Below are 19,332 nucleotides of genomic sequence, written 5' to 3'. Positions count from 1 at the left end.
TACTAAAAATGGTTACTTAACCATCTCTTTTTCAATTAATTGGATCAAAATATGGATCACTTTGATGTGGATCTCTTGGATACGATCTGCGTAACCAAAATGCGGAACGCGAATTTCAATATCCGCGCTTCCCGCCATTTTTCCGCCATCTTTCCCTGTCAGGGTGATGACTTTCATGCCTTTCGCACGTGCCGCTTCAATCGCTTTAATAATATTACCAGAGTTACCTGAGGTAGAAATGCCAAGCAGCACATCACCTTTTTGCCCTACCGCTTCCACAAAGCGAGAGAAAACAAATTCATAACCAAAGTCATTACTCACGCAAGAAATATGACTAACATCGGAGATAGCGATCGCTGGGTAGCCAGGACGGTTTTCACGATAGCGTCCAGTTAACTCTTCCGCAAAGTGCATTGCATCGCAGTGAGAGCCACCATTACCGCAAGAGAGAACTTTACCACCCGCTTTAAAAGAGTCCGCCAGCAACACTGCTGCTTTCTCAATTGCTTGCAGATTTGCATCATCACTTAAAAATTTTGATAGCGTATCTGCCGCTTCAGTCAGCTCACCACGGATCAAGTCTTGGTACATGAGTTTCCCCTTAATTTTCACGAATGCTTGATGGAGATAATTACGTCTTTATAGGTAATTTATCTTTGATTTCTCGATTGTTGCACAGGGTACATTTTGTTTCTACTTTTGATTGTACCGTATGGGGTATGGTTGACGAAATCTCCAGCAGTGCGCTTCTGGTCTGAGGCTAGCTAAATGAAGGCTATTTTTTCATCCGCTGTCCCTTTACAAAGGCAACTGATGATTTTGTGAGCCAAGTTGTAATTAAGATGTAAATATCTTGCTAATTGTTTATTACCAGATATAGATTAATAAAACAAACAGGTCAGACCTCTTACAAGTAGACAGGAGCTTCAACTATGATCCTTCTCAGTATTGTTTTATTTATTGCGTTAATCGGCGTGCTGAGCTACCACAAAAGCTCACTCATTCTGAGCACCGTTATATTACTGGCTTATACCGCAGCCATGGGAGCTGCTAATGTCTGGAGCTACTGGATGCTGTTGCCCGTCGCTCTGGTTTTACTGCCATTTGTCATCACGCCAATTCGCCAATCACTGTTTTCATCAAAAGCGATGACAATGTTCCAGAAAGTGATGCCACCGATGTCTAGCACAGAAAAAGAAGCGATTGATGCTGGAACCACTTGGTGGGAAGGTGACCTGTTCCGTGGGGCACCAAATTGGAACAAACTTCATAACTACCCAAAACCACAACTCACCGCTGAAGAACAAGCGTTTATTGATGGTCCAGTGGAAACTGTTTGTGGCATGGTGAATGACTTTGAAGTCAGTCATGAACTCGCAGATTTACCGCCAGAAGTCTGGCAATATCTACGCGATCACCGTTTCTTCGCCATGATCATCAAAAAAGAGTATGGTGGATTAGAATTTTCAGCCTACGCCCAATCTCAAGTCCTGCAAAAATTAGCGGGTGTTTCCGGTATCCTTGCTATCACTGTGGGTGTTCCAAACTCATTAGGTCCGGGTGAATTACTGCAACATTACGGTACCGATGAGCAAAAAAATCGTTATTTACCAGGCTTAGCTACTGGTGAAGAGATCCCATGCTTTGCATTAACTAGCCCTGAGGCGGGTTCTGATGCAGGTGCCATTCCTGATGCTGGTGTTGTCTGTATGGGCGAATGGCAAGGCGAACAAGTTTTAGGTATGCGCTTAACTTGGAACAAACGCTATATCACCCTTGCGCCAATCGCGACTGTATTAGGCTTAGCCTTTAAATTAACTGACCCAGATAAGCTACTGGGTGGCGAGAAAAATCTCGGTATTACCTGCGCTCTGATCCCAACGAACACCCCAGGTGTTGAAATTGGTCATCGTCACTTCCCATTAAATATACCATTTATGAATGGTCCAACTCGCGGGAAAGATATTTTCGTACCTATCGATTACATTATCGGTGGTCCGCAAATGGCGGGACAAGGTTGGAGAATGCTGGTGGAATGTCTGTCTGTTGGACGTGGGATCACATTGCCATCCAACTCAACAGGTAGCTTGAAGAGTGTCGCAATGGCAACAGGGGCTTATGCTTATATCCGTCGTCAGTTCAAACTTCCTATCGGAAAAATGGAAGGTATTGAAGAGCCTCTAGCCCGTATTGCAGGTAATGCCTATTTAATGGATGCCGCAGCAACTCTAATTACCTCCGGTATTATGCTGGGCGAAAAACCAGCAGTGCTCTCCGCCATTGTGAAATACCACTGTACTCACCGTGGTCAACGTTCAATTATCGATGCGATGGATATCACGGGAGGTAAAGGCATCTGTTTAGGAAGTTCCAACTTCGTTGCCAGATCCTACCAAGGCGCACCTATCGCCATTACCGTTGAAGGCGCCAACATTTTAACGCGTAGCATGATCATCTTTGGACAAGGCGCCATTCGCTGCCATCCTTACGTTCTCGAAGAAATGGCGGCAGCTCAAGACAATAACCTGAATAAGTTTGATAAAGCGGTATTCGGTCATATTGGTCATGTGATCAGTAATAAGTGCCGCAGTTTCTGGTTAGGTTTAACCAATGGGCGCGGCAGCAGCGCACCAACTAAAGATGAAACTCGCCGTTATTACCAAATGCTTAACCGCCAAAGTGCTAATTTAGCCCTACTCTCTGATGTGTCGATGGGCGTTCTAGGTGGTAGCTTAAAACGTCGTGAGCGTATCTCTGCTCGTCTTGGGGATATTCTGAGCCATCTGTATCTTGCTTCTGCAACGTTAAAACGTTATGAAGATGAAGGTCGCCAAAAAGCGGATTTACCGCTGGTGAAATGGGCCGTTGAAGATTGTCTGTATCAATCAGAAAAAGCGATGGACGATTTACTGAAAAACTTCCCAAATCGCTTTATTGCTGGCGCATTGCGTATTGTTCTGTTCCCGACAGGTCGTGCAATGTCGATGCCATCTGACCGACTGGATCACAAGCTGGCGCAGCTAATGATGGAGCCATCGGAAACACGCGACAGAATTGGACGTGGTCAATTCCTAACCCCTGTAGAGAACAACCCGCACGGCTTAGTGAACCAAGCTCTGTATGACATTATTGCCGCAGAGCCAATCTTTGAACGTATCTGCCGCTTAAAAGAACGCAAATTCAGTTTCACGCGTTTAGATAAGTTAGCCGACCAAATGTTGCCAGAAAACATTATCACCCAAGAAGAAGCAGATATTTTACGTAAAGCAGAAGCCAGCCGCTTACGTACTATTAATGTCGATGAGTTTGATTTCGATGATTTAGGTGTGGTTCCATCAAAAAAGCCACACACTGAGTCAGAGGATGAATCTCAGTCGAAAAAGAAAAAAGCGGCGTAATTAAGTTAACGCGCTAAAAAATGTCATCGTACTAAAAACAACAAGGGAGCCAATAGCTCCCTTGATTTATATTCATCTATTAATATGAATTAATTTACAGCTCTAAAGCTAATAATTCTTGAATAGTTTGACGGCGACGAATCAGCGTCGGTTTTCCGTCAATGAACATAACTTCTGGCAATAATGGACGGCTATTATAGTTCGATGACATTGATGCGCCGTAAGCCCCTGTGTCATGGAAAACCAAATAATCGCCAACGTTGACTACTGGCAGTAAACGCGTTTCCACCATCCCGCCTTCTAGCTGGGTAAACACATCCCCAGATTCACACAATGGACCCGCCACGATCGTCTCTTTTAATGGCTGATTGCCTAATGAACAAAAAACAGCGCTGCCACCGTCTGCTGGCAATACCGAAATATGGTGATAACTACCATACATCGCAGGGCGCATTAAATCGTTAAAACCGCTATCCACAAGCACATAATGGCGGCTGCCCATATCCTTAACCGCACGCACTTGTGCCAATAAAACACCCGACTCCGCCACTAAATAGCGCCCCGGCTCAATTTCTAATTCAATAGAGTGACCTAAGTGCTGCGCGATGCGCTGGCGGGCGTTATCCCACAGGATGTAATAGTGCTGAACATCAATAATTTCATCCTGTTCGCGATAAGGCGTTGATAGACCACCACCCGCCGAGATAGCCTCAATATCCACGCCCGCAGACATCACTAGCTCCACCATAGAATCACACACATTAGCAAGATGCTGGTAGTCAACACCGGAGCCAATGTGCATGTGAATGCCCACTAACTTCAGGTTGTACTGTTGGATTTTCGCTAATGCTTCGGGTAAATCTTGGTGCCAAATCCCGTGCTTGCTGTTCTCTCCGCCCGTATTGGTTTTTTGGCTATGACCATGTCCAAAGCCCGGGTTAATACGCAGCCAAACTGGGTGACCGGCTTTATACTCACCAATCTGTTGTAGCATATCGATAGAGCCCGCATTCACAGGAATATCTAACTCTGTCACTTTCAGTAACGTTGCTGGATCTAACACATCCGCCGTAAACACGATTTCCGACTTTTCACGACCCGGCTGAAAACCCGCCACTAACGCACGCTCAATTTCACCCAATGACACCGAATCCACTTTCACGCCCTGTTCACGCATCAGACGCAGAATATGAATGTTTGAACACGCTTTTTGAGCAAAACGAACGGTATCGAACACTTTTAATTGTTCAATACGGTCAATAATCACTTCACTATCATAAACCCAGACAGGCGTACCAAACTGCGCAGGCAGTGCACGTAAATGTTCAGGAGTGAGATACTGGCTGGTGGTGTTGGCGAATGTGGTCATCGGAACCTCGTTGGCAAGTTTTATTATAGTGAGTTCGATTATTAGACGAATAAGACGGGAAAAAAAATATCCTTTTTGCTAAAGTCTATTCATATTTGATATAGAAATACGAGAGGAGCAATCATGCAGGCAATTTCTTGGCGACATATTGAAATTTTTCGTGCGGTAATGACCACCCCCAACCTCACGGAAGCGGCAGCATTGCTAAATACCTCTCAGCCAACCATCAGCCGAGAACTGGCGCGGCTCGAGCATTTATTACAGTTTAAATTATTCGATAGAGTCAAAGGTCGCCTACACCCTACGGCGCAAGGCTTGCGCTTTCATGAAGAAGTCGAACACTCCTATTATGGTTTGGAGCGTATTCGCAACTCAGCAGAAACTATTCGCCGCTTTGAACACGCCCAGATTTCCATTGCCTGCTTGCCTGCATTTGCACAATCTTTACTACCGCAAGTTTGCCAAGCCTTTATGGAAAATTACCCTGATGTGAACTTAACGGTGATCCCGCAAGAATCCCCCGTATTAGAAGAGTGGCTATCCGCCCAACGTTATGATGTGGGGCTAACTGAGCACTTACAAACCCCGCCGGGCACGGAACAATTGACTTTAGGTTCCTTAAATGAGGTTTGTGTACTACCCGTTGGGCACCCTTTTGAGCAGAAAAAGATCCTCACCCCACAAGATTTTCATCAACAGCGTTTTATTAGCCTGTCTCTGACAGATAGCTATCGGCAAATCATTGATACCATCTTTGCTGAGCATCAAGTGGAGCGCAAAATGGTGATGGAAACCCATTCCGCTTCCTCTATTTGCGCCATGACATTGAAAGGAATTGGAGTCTCTATCGTCAATCCCCTAACTGCATTGGATTTTTATCAGCAATCCGCAGGTAAACTGGTGATCCGCCCACTCAGTTTTTCAATCCCATTTACCGTCAGCTTAATTACACCGAATCACCGCCCATCTTCACAAATCACCCATATTTTCACTGAGCATTTACAACGCACCTTTACACAAATAGAGCATGACCTCACCTTAGCGCTGCGACATCAATGAGAGCCAGTGAGGTGAGGTTTTAAACCAATTGGCAAGGAAGTCGATCACGGCACGTAATGGCGTTGGCATATGCTGCCGACTGGTATAGACCCCGTAAATACCAAGGGGCATCGGTGTATAATCCGGTAACAACTGAACCAACGCCCCCGATTGCAAATAGCTCGCCACTGAATAGTAAGGCTGCATCGCTATACCCGCGCCATTTAATGTCGCTTCCATTAAAAATACGGATTCATTGGCACTTAAACGTCCATCGACTAATACCGTCGAGGTTTCACCCACTTTTTCAAAACTCCACAGGCTACGTCCAAAAAAGCTGTAAGTGAGGCACTCCATCAGAGCCAAATCTTCGGGTTTGGTGGGTAAATTTTTACCTTGTAGAAACTTCGGCGAAGCACAAATTACGGAATGGCAGGTCGATAACGGCTTGGCAATTAAATTCGGTTCTAACTGATTGGTTATACGGATAGCCAGATCGATACGCTCCTCGATTAAATTCACCGATTTATTCGAGATCTGCATATCAATCATCATATTGGGATACATCTGCAAAAACTCAGAAATGGCTAGAGACAACGCACTTTGAGCGATGGATTGGGAGCAGCTAATCCGCACCAAACCCGCTAACTCTTTCGTATCGTGCTTTTGCTCTACCGGAACGCTTAAAGAGATAGCATTTAGCTGCAATGATTGTTGATAAACCCCTTCCCCCGCTGACGTTAAACTTAAGCGCCGCGTGGTACGGTTAAGTAAGCGCACCCCTGCCCACTGTTCCATTTCAGCCAAATAGCGCGTCACCATTGCACGGGACATATCCAATTTATCTGCCGCACCGCTGAGGCTACCTTGTTCTACAATAGTAATAAACACCTGCACCGCTTTGAGTCTATCCATATTATTTGACCGATTTATGCAACAAAGATGACCTGATTATGGCGTTTTTCTTATCTTAATTGCAATTTAATATACACACCAAGCCAAATCAGGCACACAACATCACTTAACATTAGATGACTTAACATTAGGATAAGAAAATGAAACTATCGACTGTATTAACTGCAACCGCCTTTGCTACTGCCACGCATTTTGCTCAGGCTGCTAACTTAACTTTAGATGTTTATAACCCGGGCAATAACAGCGTGTTCCCGGTCTCCTCTGAAATTATCAGCGGCGATAAAGAAGTGGTTTTAATTGATGCACAATTCCAAAATAATGATGCTCAGCAGTTGGTCGATAAAATCAAAAAGCTGGATAAAAAGCTGACTACCATTTATATCAGCCACTCTGACCCAGACTACTATTTTGGTTTAGAAACGCTGACTAAAGCCTTCCCTGACGCCAAAGTGGTTGCGACTCAACAAACCGTTGATGCGATTAACGCCACTAAAGATGGCAAACTGGCTTACTGGGGCGGCGTCTTAAAAAATGAAGCACCAAGCAAAGTTGTGGTGCCTGAAGTTATCAAAACCAATCACTTCACTGTGGATGGTGAAACGTTAGAAATTAAAGGGTTAGATGGCGCATCACCAGACAGAAGCTACGTTTGGGTGCCTTCACTCAAAGCGGTTGTCGGGGGTGTCGTTGTTTCTGACAATATCCACGTTTGGGTTGCCGACACTCAAACCAAGCAATCGCGCCAAGATTGGCAACAAACGCTAGAAAGTATCAAAGCGCTAAAACCAAGTGTGGTTGTTCCGGGACACTTTACAGGTAAATCCAAAATGGATCTGGCGAGTGTGACCTTTACCCAAAAATATTTAACGGACTTTGAAAAAGCTAACAGCCAAAGTAAAGATTCCGCAGAACTTATCAATAAAATGGAAACTCTCTACCCAAGCTTGGATGATAAATCCAGCTTAGAATTAGGCGCTAAAGTGGTAAAAGGCGAAATGCAGTGGCCACAATAAGCCGCTGATAATAGAAAATAAAGACTGTCAATAACGGAGATAGCGACGATTAACCCGCTATTTTCCGTTAGCTTGTTTTTTTAACGACCAGCTTTTCAGCGATTCGAATAGAATCATAAAACAAAGAATTAGAGAGAATAAAAACCATGAACACAATTACCCTACATTATATTTATGACCCTTATTGTGGCTGGTGTTATGCCGCTGCGCCATTAATCGCCATTGCCGCTAATCACCCAAATATTCACTTAGAATTGCATGGTGGCGGAATGTTAGCGGGCAATGCACGCCTGCATCTTGACGACCAATTCCGTCAATATATTTTGCAATCAGATAAACGCATTGCAGCAATGACGGGACAAGTTTTTGGTGATGACTACATCGCCATGTTACATCAGCCAAACGTCGTGATGGATTCCGCGCCACCACAAACCGCCATTTTGGCGGCAACAAAGCAAGGCAAAGGCGTTGAAATGCTTAAAGCGTTGCAGAAAGCTCACTACGTTTCAGGTCGCCAGATTAAACAGCCCGAAGTCTTAGCCGAAGTGGCGCAAGAAATTGGTTTAAATATTGACCAGTTCCAAAAAGATTATGCCCAATGTGCACAAACGGAAACCGACGCTCATATTGCACAAAGTAAGCAATTACTTGGGCAATCTGGCGCTTCTGGCTTCCCAACGCTACTGATCGAACAGCAAGGAAAATGGCTGCGCGTGCCGCTGCAAAACTACCTTGGCGAGCCAGAAAAATGGCAACAATTTTTAGACTCACTGGTGAAAGCTGCTAATTAGGATGCCAGCTAAGCAACAGCCAAAAACTGGCACTACCAATAATGGCGGGACCAAACGGAATGCTCCGCACGAATTTCTGTTTGCCTCGCCGTTCCTTTTTTTCTCGCCATGCGCGCCAAAGAAAATGCAGTAAACCTAAGCTCGCCGCAAGCCCCAGAAAATAGGGAAGATAAAAAATACCGAGCCATGTCGCGCACGCAGCAATTAATTTAAAATCCCCTCTCCCCATTTGCGGACGCCGACGAATTTTCTCTACTAACGTCGTGATAGCCACTAACCCAATGTAACTGAAGAGCAGCGCATAAATAGCGGATAACAAATTTCCCGCTGGCATTCCCCATTGAAACAACAGACCAAAAACCAATAACGGATAATTGAGGACATCTGGCAAATAACCTGTTTTTAAGTCGATTAAACCTAGTGGAATAACCAAGTTGAAAAACAGAAATAATAAAGCGAGAGCCGAAGGTGGATAACCAAGGAGCACAATCCCCGCACCCAATATCCAATAACCTATCCATACCCAATTGACGTAAATGCTAATACCCGGTAAATCAAAATAACGGGCGGGAATTTCTCTTAGTAACCGAGTTGTCAGCCACGCTGACAAGAGGGACAATAATGTGACTAACGACATAGGTATTAAAAATCCATTTGCGGCATCAATCATGGTGTTCTCCTTTTCCATGAGCACTAAAGATGGGTTTACTAGACAAAGACAGGGCTTACTATACGGCGATGAATGCAGAAACCAACACTATAATTTCGTGGTTTTGGGTCGGTTTTATCGACAAATTTAGCGTGGATATGAGAGTGTGAAATGCAAGGCACAGACGAGCTAAAAAATCCCTCTTTTTAGTTATAAACTCAGTCTGTCCTCTTGTTTTTCGAGATTCTGCCCCCATATCCTGCATCAGTTATCTTAATTATTGGACTAAGGAAAAATCATGCGCGTTCCACGCATTTATCACCCAGAGCCACTCCAAATTAACACTACCATTTCGCTTTGTGATGATGCAGCCAACCATGTGGGTCGAGTTCTTCGCATGACAGCCGGACAACAGCTAGAATTATTTGATGGAAGCAACCATATATTCCGCGCTGAAATTACAGAAGCAACGAAAAAAAATGTGTTTGTCACTATCCAAGACAGCACATTGGATGACCGTGAATCCCCATTAGATATCCACCTTGGGCAAGTGATGTCCCGCGGTGAAAAAATGGAATTCACCATTCAAAAATCCGTTGAACTTGGCGTTAACACAATCACGCCACTGCTTTCAGAACGTTGTGGCGTACGCCTTGATGGCGAGCGTTTAGAGAAAAAATTACAGCAGTGGCAAAAAATTGCCATTGCTGCCTGTGAGCAAAGTGGTCGCAACCGCATTCCTGAAATTCGCCCCGTTCAATCCCTTGAAGCGTGGTGTGCGGAAAATGACGGCGCGTTTAAAATTAATTTACACCCTCGGGCAAGTGAGAGCATCAACACGCTCCCCGCTGATTTAAAGCACGTAAGATTACTGATAGGTCCAGAAGGTGGCTTATCTGCTGACGAAATTGCCATGACAGCCAATTATAAATTTACTGATATCCTGTTAGGGCCACGAGTATTACGAACTGAAACGACCGCGCTAACCGCTATAACGGCATTACAAGTGCGTTTAGGTGACTTGGGTTAAGGAGATAAAATGATCAAGCTCGGCATAGTAATGGATCCTATTTCATCCATTAAAATCAAGAAAGACACCAGTTTTGCAATGATGCTGGAAGCTGCACGCCGCGGTTATGAAATCCATTATATGGAGATGAACGACCTGTACCTGCACCAAGGTGAAGCCCGTGCGACCACAAAGATCGTGACGGTAGAAGAGAACCCAACCAAATGGTATGAGTTCCATTCAGAACAAGATATCGCCCTGAGCGACCTTGATGCCATTTTAATGCGAAAAGATCCGCCATTTGATACTGAATATATTTACGCGACTTACATTCTTGAGCGCGCAGAGCAAGCGGGCAGCTTGATTGTCAACAAGCCACAAAGCCTACGTGACTGTAACGAGAAGCTGTTTACGGCATGGTTCCCTGAGTTAACACCGGATACCTTAGTCACTCGTAGCTCTGAAAAACTGCGTGAATTCCATAAAAAACACGGCGACGTGATTTTTAAACCGCTGGACGGTATGGGCGGCGCGTCTATTTTCCGTTTGAAGAAAGAAGACCCGAACGTTGGCGTTATCATCGAAACGTTAACGGAGCACAATTCCCGTTATTGCATGGCGCAAAACTTCTTACCTGCCATTAAAGAGGGTGACAAACGTGTGCTGGTGGTTGATGGTGAACCTGTGCCATATTGCCTCGCGCGTATTCCAGCACAAGGGGAAACCCGTGGAAACCTCGCAGCGGGTGGCCGTGGTGAAGCCCGTCCATTAACAGAAAGTGACTGGGCGATTGCTCGCGCTGTCGCACCGACCTTAAAAGAAAAAGGTCTGATTTTCGTGGGTCTGGATATTATCGGTGATCGCTTGACTGAAATTAACGTCACGAGCCCAACCTGCGCCCGTGAAATTGAAGCTGCATTTGATATCTCCATCACCGGTATGTTGATGGATGCGATTGAGCGCCGCCTGAAAAAATAATTTTTATGAAGGATCGTGTGTAAATAAAAACACATTATTTAAAAGGCAGCCTTTCGAGGTTGCCTTTGGTGTTATTTGCCATCACAGTAACAAGCTATCTTTATCATAACGAATAGGAACATAACCCCTGAGCTTGCCATTTATGAATTTACAGAATCATTTTTTAATTGCCATGCCTTCACTGACGGATCCTTATTTCGACCATTCCGTGGTGTATATCTGCGAACATAATGAAAATGGCGCAATGGGCCTCGTGATCAACAAGCCTATTGAAGATTTTTCTGTCGCAACCATGCTGAAAAAGCTGGAAATTGACGTGTCTGACAACACCAACACGCGAAACCTTGAAAAAATGGTAATTGCGGGCGGACCTGTTTCTGAAGAGCACGGGTTTATTATCCATACCCCTGTTGCAGGCTATGCGGCAAGTTTACGCCTCAATGACCATGTTATGGTAACAACCTCTAAAGATATTTTAGAAACATTAGGCAGTGAACAGCATCCCATGAATTCTTTAGTGACGCTCGGTTATTCAAGTTGGGAACCTGGGCAGTTAGAAAATGAAATCATGGAAAATAGCTGGTTGACTGTTAAAGCGGATCCTAAACTGATTTTTGATACGCCGTTAAACGAACGTTGGAAAGCCGCAGGTAACCTTTTAGGCATCGACATTCATAATATCTCCATGCAAGCGGGGCATGCTTAATGTCAGCAAGAACTTTATTAGCGTTTGATTTTGGAACGAAAAGTATTGGTGTCGCTGTCGGTCAAGAGATCACCGGTACCGCTCGCGCATTAGCCTCATTAAAAGCCAGCGATGGCAGACCCGACTGGTCACAAATTGAAAAATTGCTCAAAGAGTGGCAACCGCAGCTGGTGATCGTAGGTCTTCCTTTAAATATGGATGGCACTGAGCAGCTCGTTACTAGCCAAGCACGTAATTTTGCCAATCGCATTCACGGGCGCTTTGGTGTGCAGGTTCAGCTACATGATGAAAGGTTGTCTACCGTAGAAGCGAAATCGGGACTGTTTGAGCAAGGTGGCTATCGCGCACTAAGTAAAGGCAAAGTGGATTCTGCCTCTGCAGTGGTAATTTTAGAAAGCTGGTTTGAACAAAATTACTAAAAGGCACATCTTTACGTTTATTTTCCCCATTCAGTTGCTGCAAAGGTGCCGTTCGCCCTTAATATGTTTTACACTAGGGTTAATTCTCACTATTCACCGAAAGCAACTGAAAAACGGTATTGAATAACATGACCATTCAAAAAAACCTATCTGATGTCACTGAGCGTATTCATCTTGCTGCAACCGAGTGTCACCGCTCCCCTCAAGATATTACCCTGTTAGCTGTGAGTAAAACCAAACCTTGTGAAGCCATTCTGGAAGCCATTGAGGCGGGTCAGCGCCAATTTGGTGAAAACTATGTGCAAGAAGGCGTGGAGAAAATCCAGCACTTTGCAGAAAGAACCGACTTAGTTTGGCACTTTATTGGCCCACTACAGTCCAATAAAAGTCGCTTAGTGGCAGAACATTTTGATTGGTTCCATACTTTAGATCGCGCCAAAATCGCTCAACGTATAAATGAGCAGCGCCCTCAAGATAAAGCGCCGCTGAATGTGCTGATCCAAATTAATATTAGCGATGAAAACAGCAAGTCTGGAATAACCCTTGAGGAAGTAAATGAGCTTGCGGCTCAAGTCACCCAATTACCCAATTTAGTGTTACGTGGGTTAATGACCATTCCAGCCCCAGAAACCGATTATGAGCGCCAATGCGCAGCGTTTCGCCAAATGGAACAGGCATTCGAGCAGTTGAAAGCTAACTATCCGACTGTGGATACCTTATCCATGGGAATGACCGACGATATGCGCGCCGCAATCCACTGCGGGTCAACCCTTGTCCGCATCGGCACTGCAATTTTTGGCGCCCGTCAGTACCATAATTAATCTTTAGGAGAACAACATGCAACATCGCAAAATTGCCTTTATTGGCGCGGGAAATATGGCGAATGCCATTATTGCGGGTCTTGTGGCTCATGGCTATCCTGCATCGATGATCACCGTCTGTTCACCAACCCCTGTGCGTCGTGACAAAATGGCGCAAGACTACGGCATCATTAGCACCAATGATAATTTCACTGCCGCCCAACAAGCTGACGTGATTGTACTTGCCGTCAAACCACAAATGATGAAAGACGTTTGTGAGCCACTTCAACAACTCACAAACTTAGAAAACAAGCTGATTTTAACCATCGCAGCGGGAATTCCTGCGACTCGTTATAATGATTATTTCGCCCATTCGCTGCGTTTAGTGCGTATTATGCCAAATACCCCGTCACTGGTGGGTAAAGGCGTTAGTGGCTTGTTTGCTCAATCGAATGTTTCTGAAGATGATAAACAATTTACTCAGCAATTGATGGAAAGCGTCGGTTCAACAACCTGGTGCACCAAAGAGAGCGAAATCAACAATATCATTGCGTTAACCGGTAGCTCCCCCGCTTACTTTTTCTTGTTTATGGAATCCATGCAGCAAAAAGCCGAGCAGCTTGGTTATGATGAAAATCAAGCTCGCGAGCTGGTTCTTAATGCCATTGAAGGCTCCGTGGCATTAGCGAAATCACAGGGAGATACCCCATTTTCAACCTTGCGTGAGCAAGTCACCTCTAAAGGCGGTACCACCGCAATGGCTTTAGAGCAATTTTACCAAGGTCATCTACCGCAAACTGTCGCCAACGCTATGCAAAGCGCGATTGACCGTGCGGAAGAAATGGAAAAACTTTTTTAATTTATTTTTTTGGGATAAGCCATGCAGACTATCGTTTTTGTTGTTACCACCCTGATTCAACTGTACATCTTTGTGCTTCTGCTCAGAGTATGGATGCAGTGCGTTCGCGCCGATTTCTATAACCCATTCTCGCAGTTTGTAGTTAAAGCCACTCAACCTATCGTGGGGCCTTTACGCCGCCTAATTCCATCTGTTGGCTCCATTGATACTGCAACCCTGCTGGTGGCGTTTGTACTAGCAATTGCTGACATTATCTTTGGCATGTGGGCAACCAATATGCTGCCGGCCATCGGTCTAACCTTACTGCCAATGGGATTAATTCTCTTACTGACTTATATCGGTAAATTGATTTTCTGGATGATTTTAATTCGCGCCATTTTAAGTTGGGTCAGCCAAGGTCGTAATCCTGTCGATTATTTACTGTTCCAATTAACTGAACCGTTAATGGCACCGATTCGTCGCATTATCCCAGCCATGGGCGGGTTAGATTTCTCTGCGATGATTGTGATGTTTATTTTGATCGCCCTGAACTACTTACGCGTTGATATCTCTTTAATGATTGACCCTGCGTTAACCGCCATGCTGTTCTCCGTCGGCATTATGTAAGGGAAGAGAGAAACAATGCAAAAAGTTGTATTAGCCACTGGTAACCCGGGCAAAGTTAATGAATTAGCGGATTTACTTCGCGAGTTTGGCATGGATATCGTCGCTCAAACCAGCCTTGGAGTTGAGTCCGCGGAAGAAACCGGATTAACCTTTATCGAGAACGCAATTTTAAAAGCTCGCCATGCTGCGGCACAAACAGGCTTACCCGCCATCGCTGATGATTCCGGTATTTCTGTTGATGCATTAGGCGGCGCGCCGGGGATTTACTCTGCGCGTTATGCGGGGGAAGATGCGACTGACCAACAAAACCTCGATAAGCTTCTCGATGCCATGAAAGATGTGCCGGATGACCAGCGTCAAGCGCAATTTAACTGCGTGCTAGTTTACCTGCGTCATGCCGAAGACCCGACGCCGTTAGTGTTTCATGGTCGCTGGCACGGAGTATTAACCCGTGAAGCAAAAGGACAAGGTGGCTTTGGCTATGACCCAATTTTCTACGTGCCAGAATTAGGTTGCACGTCTGCAGAACTGACTAAAGCTGAAAAACAAGCGGTTTCACACCGTGGTAAAGCCCTTGCGATGATGTTGGGTGCCCTGAAAAATGCTTAAGCTTCCTCCATTAAGCTTGTATATCCACATTCCTTGGTGTGTACAAAAGTGCCCGTATTGTGATTTCAACTCGCATACTCTTAAGGGGGAAATCCCCCAAACTGAGTATGTTGAGCATTTGCTTAGCGATCTTGATAAGGATGCGGCGCTGATTGGCGCCCGCCCCGTCAAAACCATCTTTATTGGTGGCGGTACACCGAGCTTATTAACCGCTGAATCCATGCAGATGTTGATGGATGGCGTTCGTCAGCGAGTAAATTTAGACCCTGATGCGGAAGTCACCATGGAAGCCAACCCCGGCACAGTGGAAGCTGACCGCTTTGCAGGCTACCAAGCCGCGGGGATCAACCGCATCTCCATCGGAGTACAAAGCTTCGGAGACGACAAGCTGATCATGTTGGGGCGTATTCATGGCCCTAGTGAAGCTAAACGCGCCGCTCAGCTCGCCACCAACTTAAATCTACGCAGTTTTAATTTGGATTTAATGCACGGCTTACCGTCACAAACTCGCGACGAAGGGTTATCGGATTTACGCCAAGCTATCGAACTCGCTCCACCACATCTTTCCTGGTACCAGCTAACCATTGAGCCGAACACACAGTTTGGTTCTCGCCCGCCGCGTTTGCCCGATGACGATACCCTATGGGATATCTACACTGAAGGGCATAAATTACTGACAGCGGCAGGTTATCAGCAATATGAGACATCCGCCTATGCCAAAGCGGGTTATCAGTGCGAACATAACCTTAACTATTGGCGGTTTGGGGATTACCTCGGTATCGGCTGTGGCGCACATGGCAAAATAACCTCAACTGATGGGCAGATTTTACGTACTGTCAAAACCAAGCACCCGCGGGGTTATATGGAAGGTCGTTATCTTGATAATCAATATAATGTCGAGAACGAAGACCGCCCATTCGAGTATTTTATGAACCGTTTCCGGTTACTTGAAGCGATGCCTCGCCGTGAATTTACTGAATATACCGGTCTGGCAGAGTCTGTGGTTCGCCCTGCTATCGATGAAGCCTTAACCAAAGGCTATATCTCAGAAACCGCTGATGAATGGCAAATTACCGAACATGGAAAATTATTCTTAAACTCCCTTTTAGAGCTGTTTTTAGGGGAAGAATAATTTCTATTTCTCCATAAAAAAGCCAGCTTGCGCTGGCTTTTTCTTTTACTAAAGGTAATAAACGAAAATAATAATCTATCGATTACAGTGCCTTGGTAACTGCATCGATTTGCTCAGTGAGGCTGACTAAACCGCCACCGGAGAGATACCACAGGTCAGATTGCAAATAGGTAATTTTGCCATCTTTATATGCTTTGGTTTCTTGGATGTTTTGGTCTTCAAATACCGTTTTTTCCAATTTACCTGCGCCAATCGCTTCACTGCGATCCACAATCAAAATCACATCAGGGTTCGCTTGTGCGATAGTTTTGGTATCTACCACACGGCGTTTGGATTTATCAGCATCCGCTTGAACAGGTAATTCAGCACGTTGCGCTTTTACCACATCGTAAACAACCGCTTGGTTATTTGGGATTAATTTGCCGTCATTGTGCAGTAAAACCAGCACTTTTTTATTGGATGCAGCCGCTTTTTTCTGGGCTTCTGCAATGGTTTTATCCAATTGAGCCAGTTGCTCGTCCACTGCTTTTTGGTCACCGTATAAATCGCCAATTAAACGAATGTTGGCTTTCACTGACTCAATATAATTTTTGCTGTCAGAGCCTAAATTCAGTGTCGGGGCAATTTTTGATAATGCATCGTAAGATTTACCTTGGCGACCCGTGATCACGATTAAATCGGGTTTCAATGCAGCGATCTCAGCTAAGTTTGGCTCTTTCATGCCACCTGCATTTTTGACTGTCGCAGGGATGCCCGCTTTTACATAAGCAGGTGCATTACCCATCGGCAGAGCGACAACCTTGTCCCCTAACCCCAGTTTTTGCATTGAGTCATAAATACCGAAATCAAACAGAACCACTTTTTGTGGTTTTTTCACCACTTCCGTTTCACCGGAAAGGTGTTTAACCGTGACTTTTTCAGCACCTTGTGCAGTGATTGCGTTTGGCGTAAATGCAGCAGATTCAGCACTCAGTGCGTAAGGCGCGGAGAATGACAGGATGGAAACCAGTACCGCTGGAATAAACTTTTTCATATGAATAACACCCATTTAGTCGTTAAGCCAAACCTGCATTCTAAGGAGAGTTACTCATAAGTCAATTAAATGATAATGATTCTTAGTATTGTTTTTGTTTATGTTAATGCCGTCATGGTTTGTAGTTATGGCGGTATGGTTTGATGAGGCTTTTAATGTAAAAGGCAGTAATCAGTTTCCCTATTACTGCCTTTCATTACCAATGATAGCGTTGAAAACTCACCAAACTACCTGAATTATTTACCGTTAATTGAATTCAGTAAGCTAATGCGTTGTTGCTCTAATGAAGTGACTTTAGAACAGACTTGCTGACCAAACTGCTGAAAGCTATTTTCTTGGTTTTTCCATTCACTATCAATTTCTTGTTGTAACCCACCAAGGCTACCTAACATGCCTTGCAGCATTTTGTTGGTATCACCACCAGCAAGTAACTGTTTTCGCCCCATTTCATTGATACTGTCTTGTAAAATCCCACCTAAGCTTTCATTGACTAATTCACGCCCTGAAGTTTCCACTTTCTTGATGCCTTCATGGTGGAAAGCGTAGCCGTTTGAACGAGTTTCAATGATTTGGTTAATTTGACCGTTTAAATCTTTTTCAAGCTTAGTCAGGCGGTTGCGAATATTACTATCGCTGCCAATCACTTTAACCACCACTTTATCGAGAGATTTACGCGATGCCGCTAATTTCTCTTCAGATTCTTTTTTGATCCACGGTAAATCCTGACGGATAGCCGATTGATAACGCAGTGCTTGCTGCTGTTGCTCAGATGTCAGTGCAACTTTTTGGCCATTCAGCGTGACATCACCATTTGGGGTGATTTTTAAATCGCCACTGCGACCGACGACTTGGACATTATCAGGCGTCATAAAAATATCGTCTTTAGGGGTTACCGAGCAGTTGTAATCCGCCGCTTGGCTAGTGGCGCAGGCCAGTAATGAAAACGCAATTAAAGTACGGCGTAACATAAAATCTCCTCGTCGATTACCTCTATATTTATTGAGAGGTAATTAGAAAACAGAACGTCCAATTCGCTTAGATAAAAGCTCTAAGGCAGCACAACCCACCAAAGAGTTTCCGGCTGAATCTAATTCCGGTGACCATACTGCCACCGTAAATTGGTTAGGAACCACACACACAATACCGCCACCGACGCCTGATTTACCGGGCATTCCAATACGAAATGCAAACTCACCGGAACCATCGTACATACCACAAGTCATCATCAACGCATTGATTTGTCGAGATTGTAGCGGCGTGATAATTGGGTCTATCGAACAAGGCGACTCACCTTGATTCATTAAATAGGTAAAACACCTAGCCAGTTCGACACAATTCATACTTAGAGAACAATAATGAAAATAAGTTTCTAAAACCGTTAAAACATCATTATCAAAATTGCCAAAAGATTTCATTAAATACGCGATAGCTGCATTACGGCTCGCGTGTTCCATTTCTGAGCGAGCGACATTGATGTCGTAGCTAATGTCGGGTTCGCAAGCAAGTTTTCGGACAAACTCCAGCATCCGCTGTTTTGGTGCACTCAAACGAGATTGCAGCATGTCGGCAATCACAATCGCGCCAGCATTGATAAAGGGATTACGAGGAATACCTTTTTCCATCTCTATCTGAATCAATGAGTTGAACGGCAACCCTGATGGCTCTTTACCTACACGACTCCAAATTTCTTGCTCTTCGTAGCGCGTCATTGCCAAGGTTAAACTCAGAACCTTAGAAATGGATTGAACTGAGAAACGTTTTCTCGCATCTCCCGCTGTGAAAATATCGCCCTCTGCGGTATGAACCGCAATCCCCAAATGATGTGAAGGAATACCGCCAAGCGCCGGTATGTAGTCAGCCACCTTCCCTTGACCTATCAGGGGGCGGACTTGCTCCAAAATATCATGCAGTAATTGGTCAGAAAACTGGGTGCTCAAGTGTTTTGCTCCAGAATGGATTACTCTAGAAAATAAAGGCATCCAATTGGATGCCTTTATTAATAATCAAA

At 44.8% G+C, this 19,332-nt stretch carries 20 protein-coding genes; 13 read left to right on the top strand and 7 right to left on the bottom strand.

Translation table 11 applies throughout. The features are described 5' to 3' along the window. Window positions 1–12: 12 nt before the first annotated feature. Window positions 13–591, bottom strand: a complete 579-nt coding sequence (lpcA, locus tag ACIH2S_RS04640) for a D-sedoheptulose 7-phosphate isomerase (RefSeq protein ID WP_036954182.1) — start codon at window positions 589–591, stop codon at window positions 13–15. Window positions 592–932: 341 nt separating this feature from the next. Between lpcA and fadE the strand changes: the two genes are divergently transcribed. After that, the gene (gene fadE / locus ACIH2S_RS04635; protein WP_036954180.1) at window positions 933–3,398 is read left to right on the top strand and encodes an acyl-CoA dehydrogenase FadE; all 2,466 of its coding nucleotides are present in this window, start codon (window positions 933–935) and stop codon (window positions 3,396–3,398) included. 94 nt (window positions 3,399–3,492) lie between these two features. Here the strand turns inward: fadE and lysA are convergent, their stop codons facing one another. Then, entirely contained in the window at window positions 3,493–4,767 is a 1,275-nt protein-coding gene (gene lysA, locus ACIH2S_RS04630) for a diaminopimelate decarboxylase (protein ID WP_108479437.1), read from the bottom strand. 123 nt (window positions 4,768–4,890) lie between these two features. On the opposite strand from lysA, the gene ACIH2S_RS04625 reads away from it, so the two are divergent. Next, a complete protein-coding gene (locus tag ACIH2S_RS04625) occupies window positions 4,891–5,826 on the top strand; it encodes a LysR family transcriptional regulator (RefSeq protein ID WP_108479438.1) in 936 nt (311 codons plus the stop codon). Here ACIH2S_RS04625 and ACIH2S_RS04620 read toward each other — a convergent pair. Further along, window positions 5,806–6,720: a LysR family transcriptional regulator gene (locus tag ACIH2S_RS04620; RefSeq protein WP_272535026.1), complete on the bottom strand. Its 915-nt coding sequence runs from the start codon at window positions 6,718–6,720 to the stop codon at window positions 5,806–5,808. The two genes, ACIH2S_RS04625 and ACIH2S_RS04620, sit on opposite strands and share 21 nt — an antisense overlap. Before the next feature lie 140 nt (window positions 6,721–6,860). Here ACIH2S_RS04620 and ACIH2S_RS04615 point away from each other — a divergent pair, with 140 nt between their 5' ends. Further along, window positions 6,861–7,733, top strand: coding sequence for an MBL fold metallo-hydrolase (locus tag ACIH2S_RS04615; RefSeq protein ID WP_108479440.1), 873 nt, complete (start codon window positions 6,861–6,863; stop codon window positions 7,731–7,733). Between the two features lie 146 nt (window positions 7,734–7,879). After that, window positions 7,880–8,524 (top strand): DsbA family protein, encoded by a 645-nt coding sequence (locus ACIH2S_RS04610; RefSeq protein WP_108479441.1) that lies wholly within the window; start codon window positions 7,880–7,882, stop codon window positions 8,522–8,524. On the opposite strand, the gene ACIH2S_RS04605 is transcribed toward ACIH2S_RS04610, so the two are convergent. Further along, complete coding sequence (locus ACIH2S_RS04605) at window positions 8,517–9,194, bottom strand: A24 family peptidase (RefSeq protein WP_321146252.1); 678 nt, start codon at window positions 9,192–9,194, stop codon at window positions 8,517–8,519. The two genes, ACIH2S_RS04610 and ACIH2S_RS04605, sit on opposite strands and share 8 nt — an antisense overlap. A gap of 277 nt (window positions 9,195–9,471) precedes the next feature. Here ACIH2S_RS04605 and rsmE point away from each other — a divergent pair, with 277 nt between their 5' ends. From rsmE to hemW, 9 genes are all read left to right on the top strand, one after another. Further along, entirely contained in the window at window positions 9,472–10,203 is a 732-nt protein-coding gene (gene rsmE / locus ACIH2S_RS04600) for a 16S rRNA (uracil(1498)-N(3))-methyltransferase (protein WP_430248189.1), read from the top strand. Window positions 10,204–10,212: 9 nt separating this feature from the next. Next, the gene (gene gshB, locus ACIH2S_RS04595) at window positions 10,213–11,160 is read left to right on the top strand and encodes a glutathione synthase (RefSeq protein ID WP_036954166.1); all 948 of its coding nucleotides are present in this window, start codon (window positions 10,213–10,215) and stop codon (window positions 11,158–11,160) included. 142 nt (window positions 11,161–11,302) lie between these two features. After that, the gene (locus ACIH2S_RS04590; protein ID WP_108479443.1) at window positions 11,303–11,866 is read left to right on the top strand and encodes a YqgE/AlgH family protein; all 564 of its coding nucleotides are present in this window, start codon (window positions 11,303–11,305) and stop codon (window positions 11,864–11,866) included. Further along, window positions 11,866–12,285 carry a Holliday junction resolvase RuvX gene (ruvX, locus tag ACIH2S_RS04585; RefSeq protein WP_036954161.1) on the top strand — a complete coding sequence of 140 codons (420 nt, stop codon included), beginning with the start codon at window positions 11,866–11,868 and terminating at the stop codon, window positions 12,283–12,285. Before ACIH2S_RS04590 ends, ruvX begins: the two co-directional genes overlap by 1 nt. Window positions 12,286–12,413: 128 nt before the next feature. Continuing rightward, window positions 12,414–13,106 carry a YggS family pyridoxal phosphate-dependent enzyme gene (locus tag ACIH2S_RS04580; RefSeq protein ID WP_272535019.1) on the top strand — a complete coding sequence of 231 codons (693 nt, stop codon included), beginning with the start codon at window positions 12,414–12,416 and terminating at the stop codon, window positions 13,104–13,106. Window positions 13,107–13,122: 16 nt separating this feature from the next. Next, entirely contained in the window at window positions 13,123–13,944 is an 822-nt protein-coding gene (proC, locus tag ACIH2S_RS04575; RefSeq protein ID WP_108479446.1) for a pyrroline-5-carboxylate reductase, read from the top strand. Window positions 13,945–13,965: 21 nt separating this feature from the next. Beyond that, complete coding sequence (locus ACIH2S_RS04570) at window positions 13,966–14,550, top strand: YggT family protein (RefSeq protein WP_036954157.1); 585 nt, start codon at window positions 13,966–13,968, stop codon at window positions 14,548–14,550. Window positions 14,551–14,565: 15 nt separating this feature from the next. Further along, window positions 14,566–15,159 carry an RdgB/HAM1 family non-canonical purine NTP pyrophosphatase gene (gene rdgB / locus ACIH2S_RS04565; RefSeq protein WP_430248184.1) on the top strand — a complete coding sequence of 198 codons (594 nt, stop codon included), beginning with the start codon at window positions 14,566–14,568 and terminating at the stop codon, window positions 15,157–15,159. Then, window positions 15,152–16,291, top strand: a complete 1,140-nt coding sequence (gene hemW, locus ACIH2S_RS04560) for a radical SAM family heme chaperone HemW (protein ID WP_430248182.1) — start codon at window positions 15,152–15,154, stop codon at window positions 16,289–16,291. Before rdgB ends, hemW begins: the two co-directional genes overlap by 8 nt. Window positions 16,292–16,373: 82 nt before the next feature. On the opposite strand, the gene ACIH2S_RS04555 is transcribed toward hemW, so the two are convergent. The 3 genes from ACIH2S_RS04555 to glsB all read right to left on the bottom strand — a co-directional run bounded on the left by ACIH2S_RS04555 (window position 16,374) and on the right by glsB (window position 19,303). Continuing rightward, window positions 16,374–17,324 carry a siderophore ABC transporter substrate-binding protein gene (locus ACIH2S_RS04555; protein ID WP_036954223.1) on the bottom strand — a complete coding sequence of 317 codons (951 nt, stop codon included), beginning with the start codon at window positions 17,322–17,324 and terminating at the stop codon, window positions 16,374–16,376. Window positions 17,325–17,560: 236 nt separating this feature from the next. Continuing rightward, window positions 17,561–18,292 (bottom strand): DUF2884 domain-containing protein, encoded by a 732-nt coding sequence (locus ACIH2S_RS04550; protein ID WP_108479448.1) that lies wholly within the window; start codon window positions 18,290–18,292, stop codon window positions 17,561–17,563. Window positions 18,293–18,334: 42 nt separating this feature from the next. Then, window positions 18,335–19,303 carry a glutaminase B gene (gene glsB / locus ACIH2S_RS04545; protein ID WP_410431244.1) on the bottom strand — a complete coding sequence of 323 codons (969 nt, stop codon included), beginning with the start codon at window positions 19,301–19,303 and terminating at the stop codon, window positions 18,335–18,337. Window positions 19,304–19,332 lie beyond the last annotated feature (29 nt).

Source organism: Providencia lanzhouensis (assembly GCF_050469745.1).
GTDB classification, from domain to species: domain Bacteria; phylum Pseudomonadota; class Gammaproteobacteria; order Enterobacterales; family Enterobacteriaceae; genus Providencia; species Providencia lanzhouensis.
This window is presented reverse-complemented; position numbering and strand designations above follow the sequence as displayed.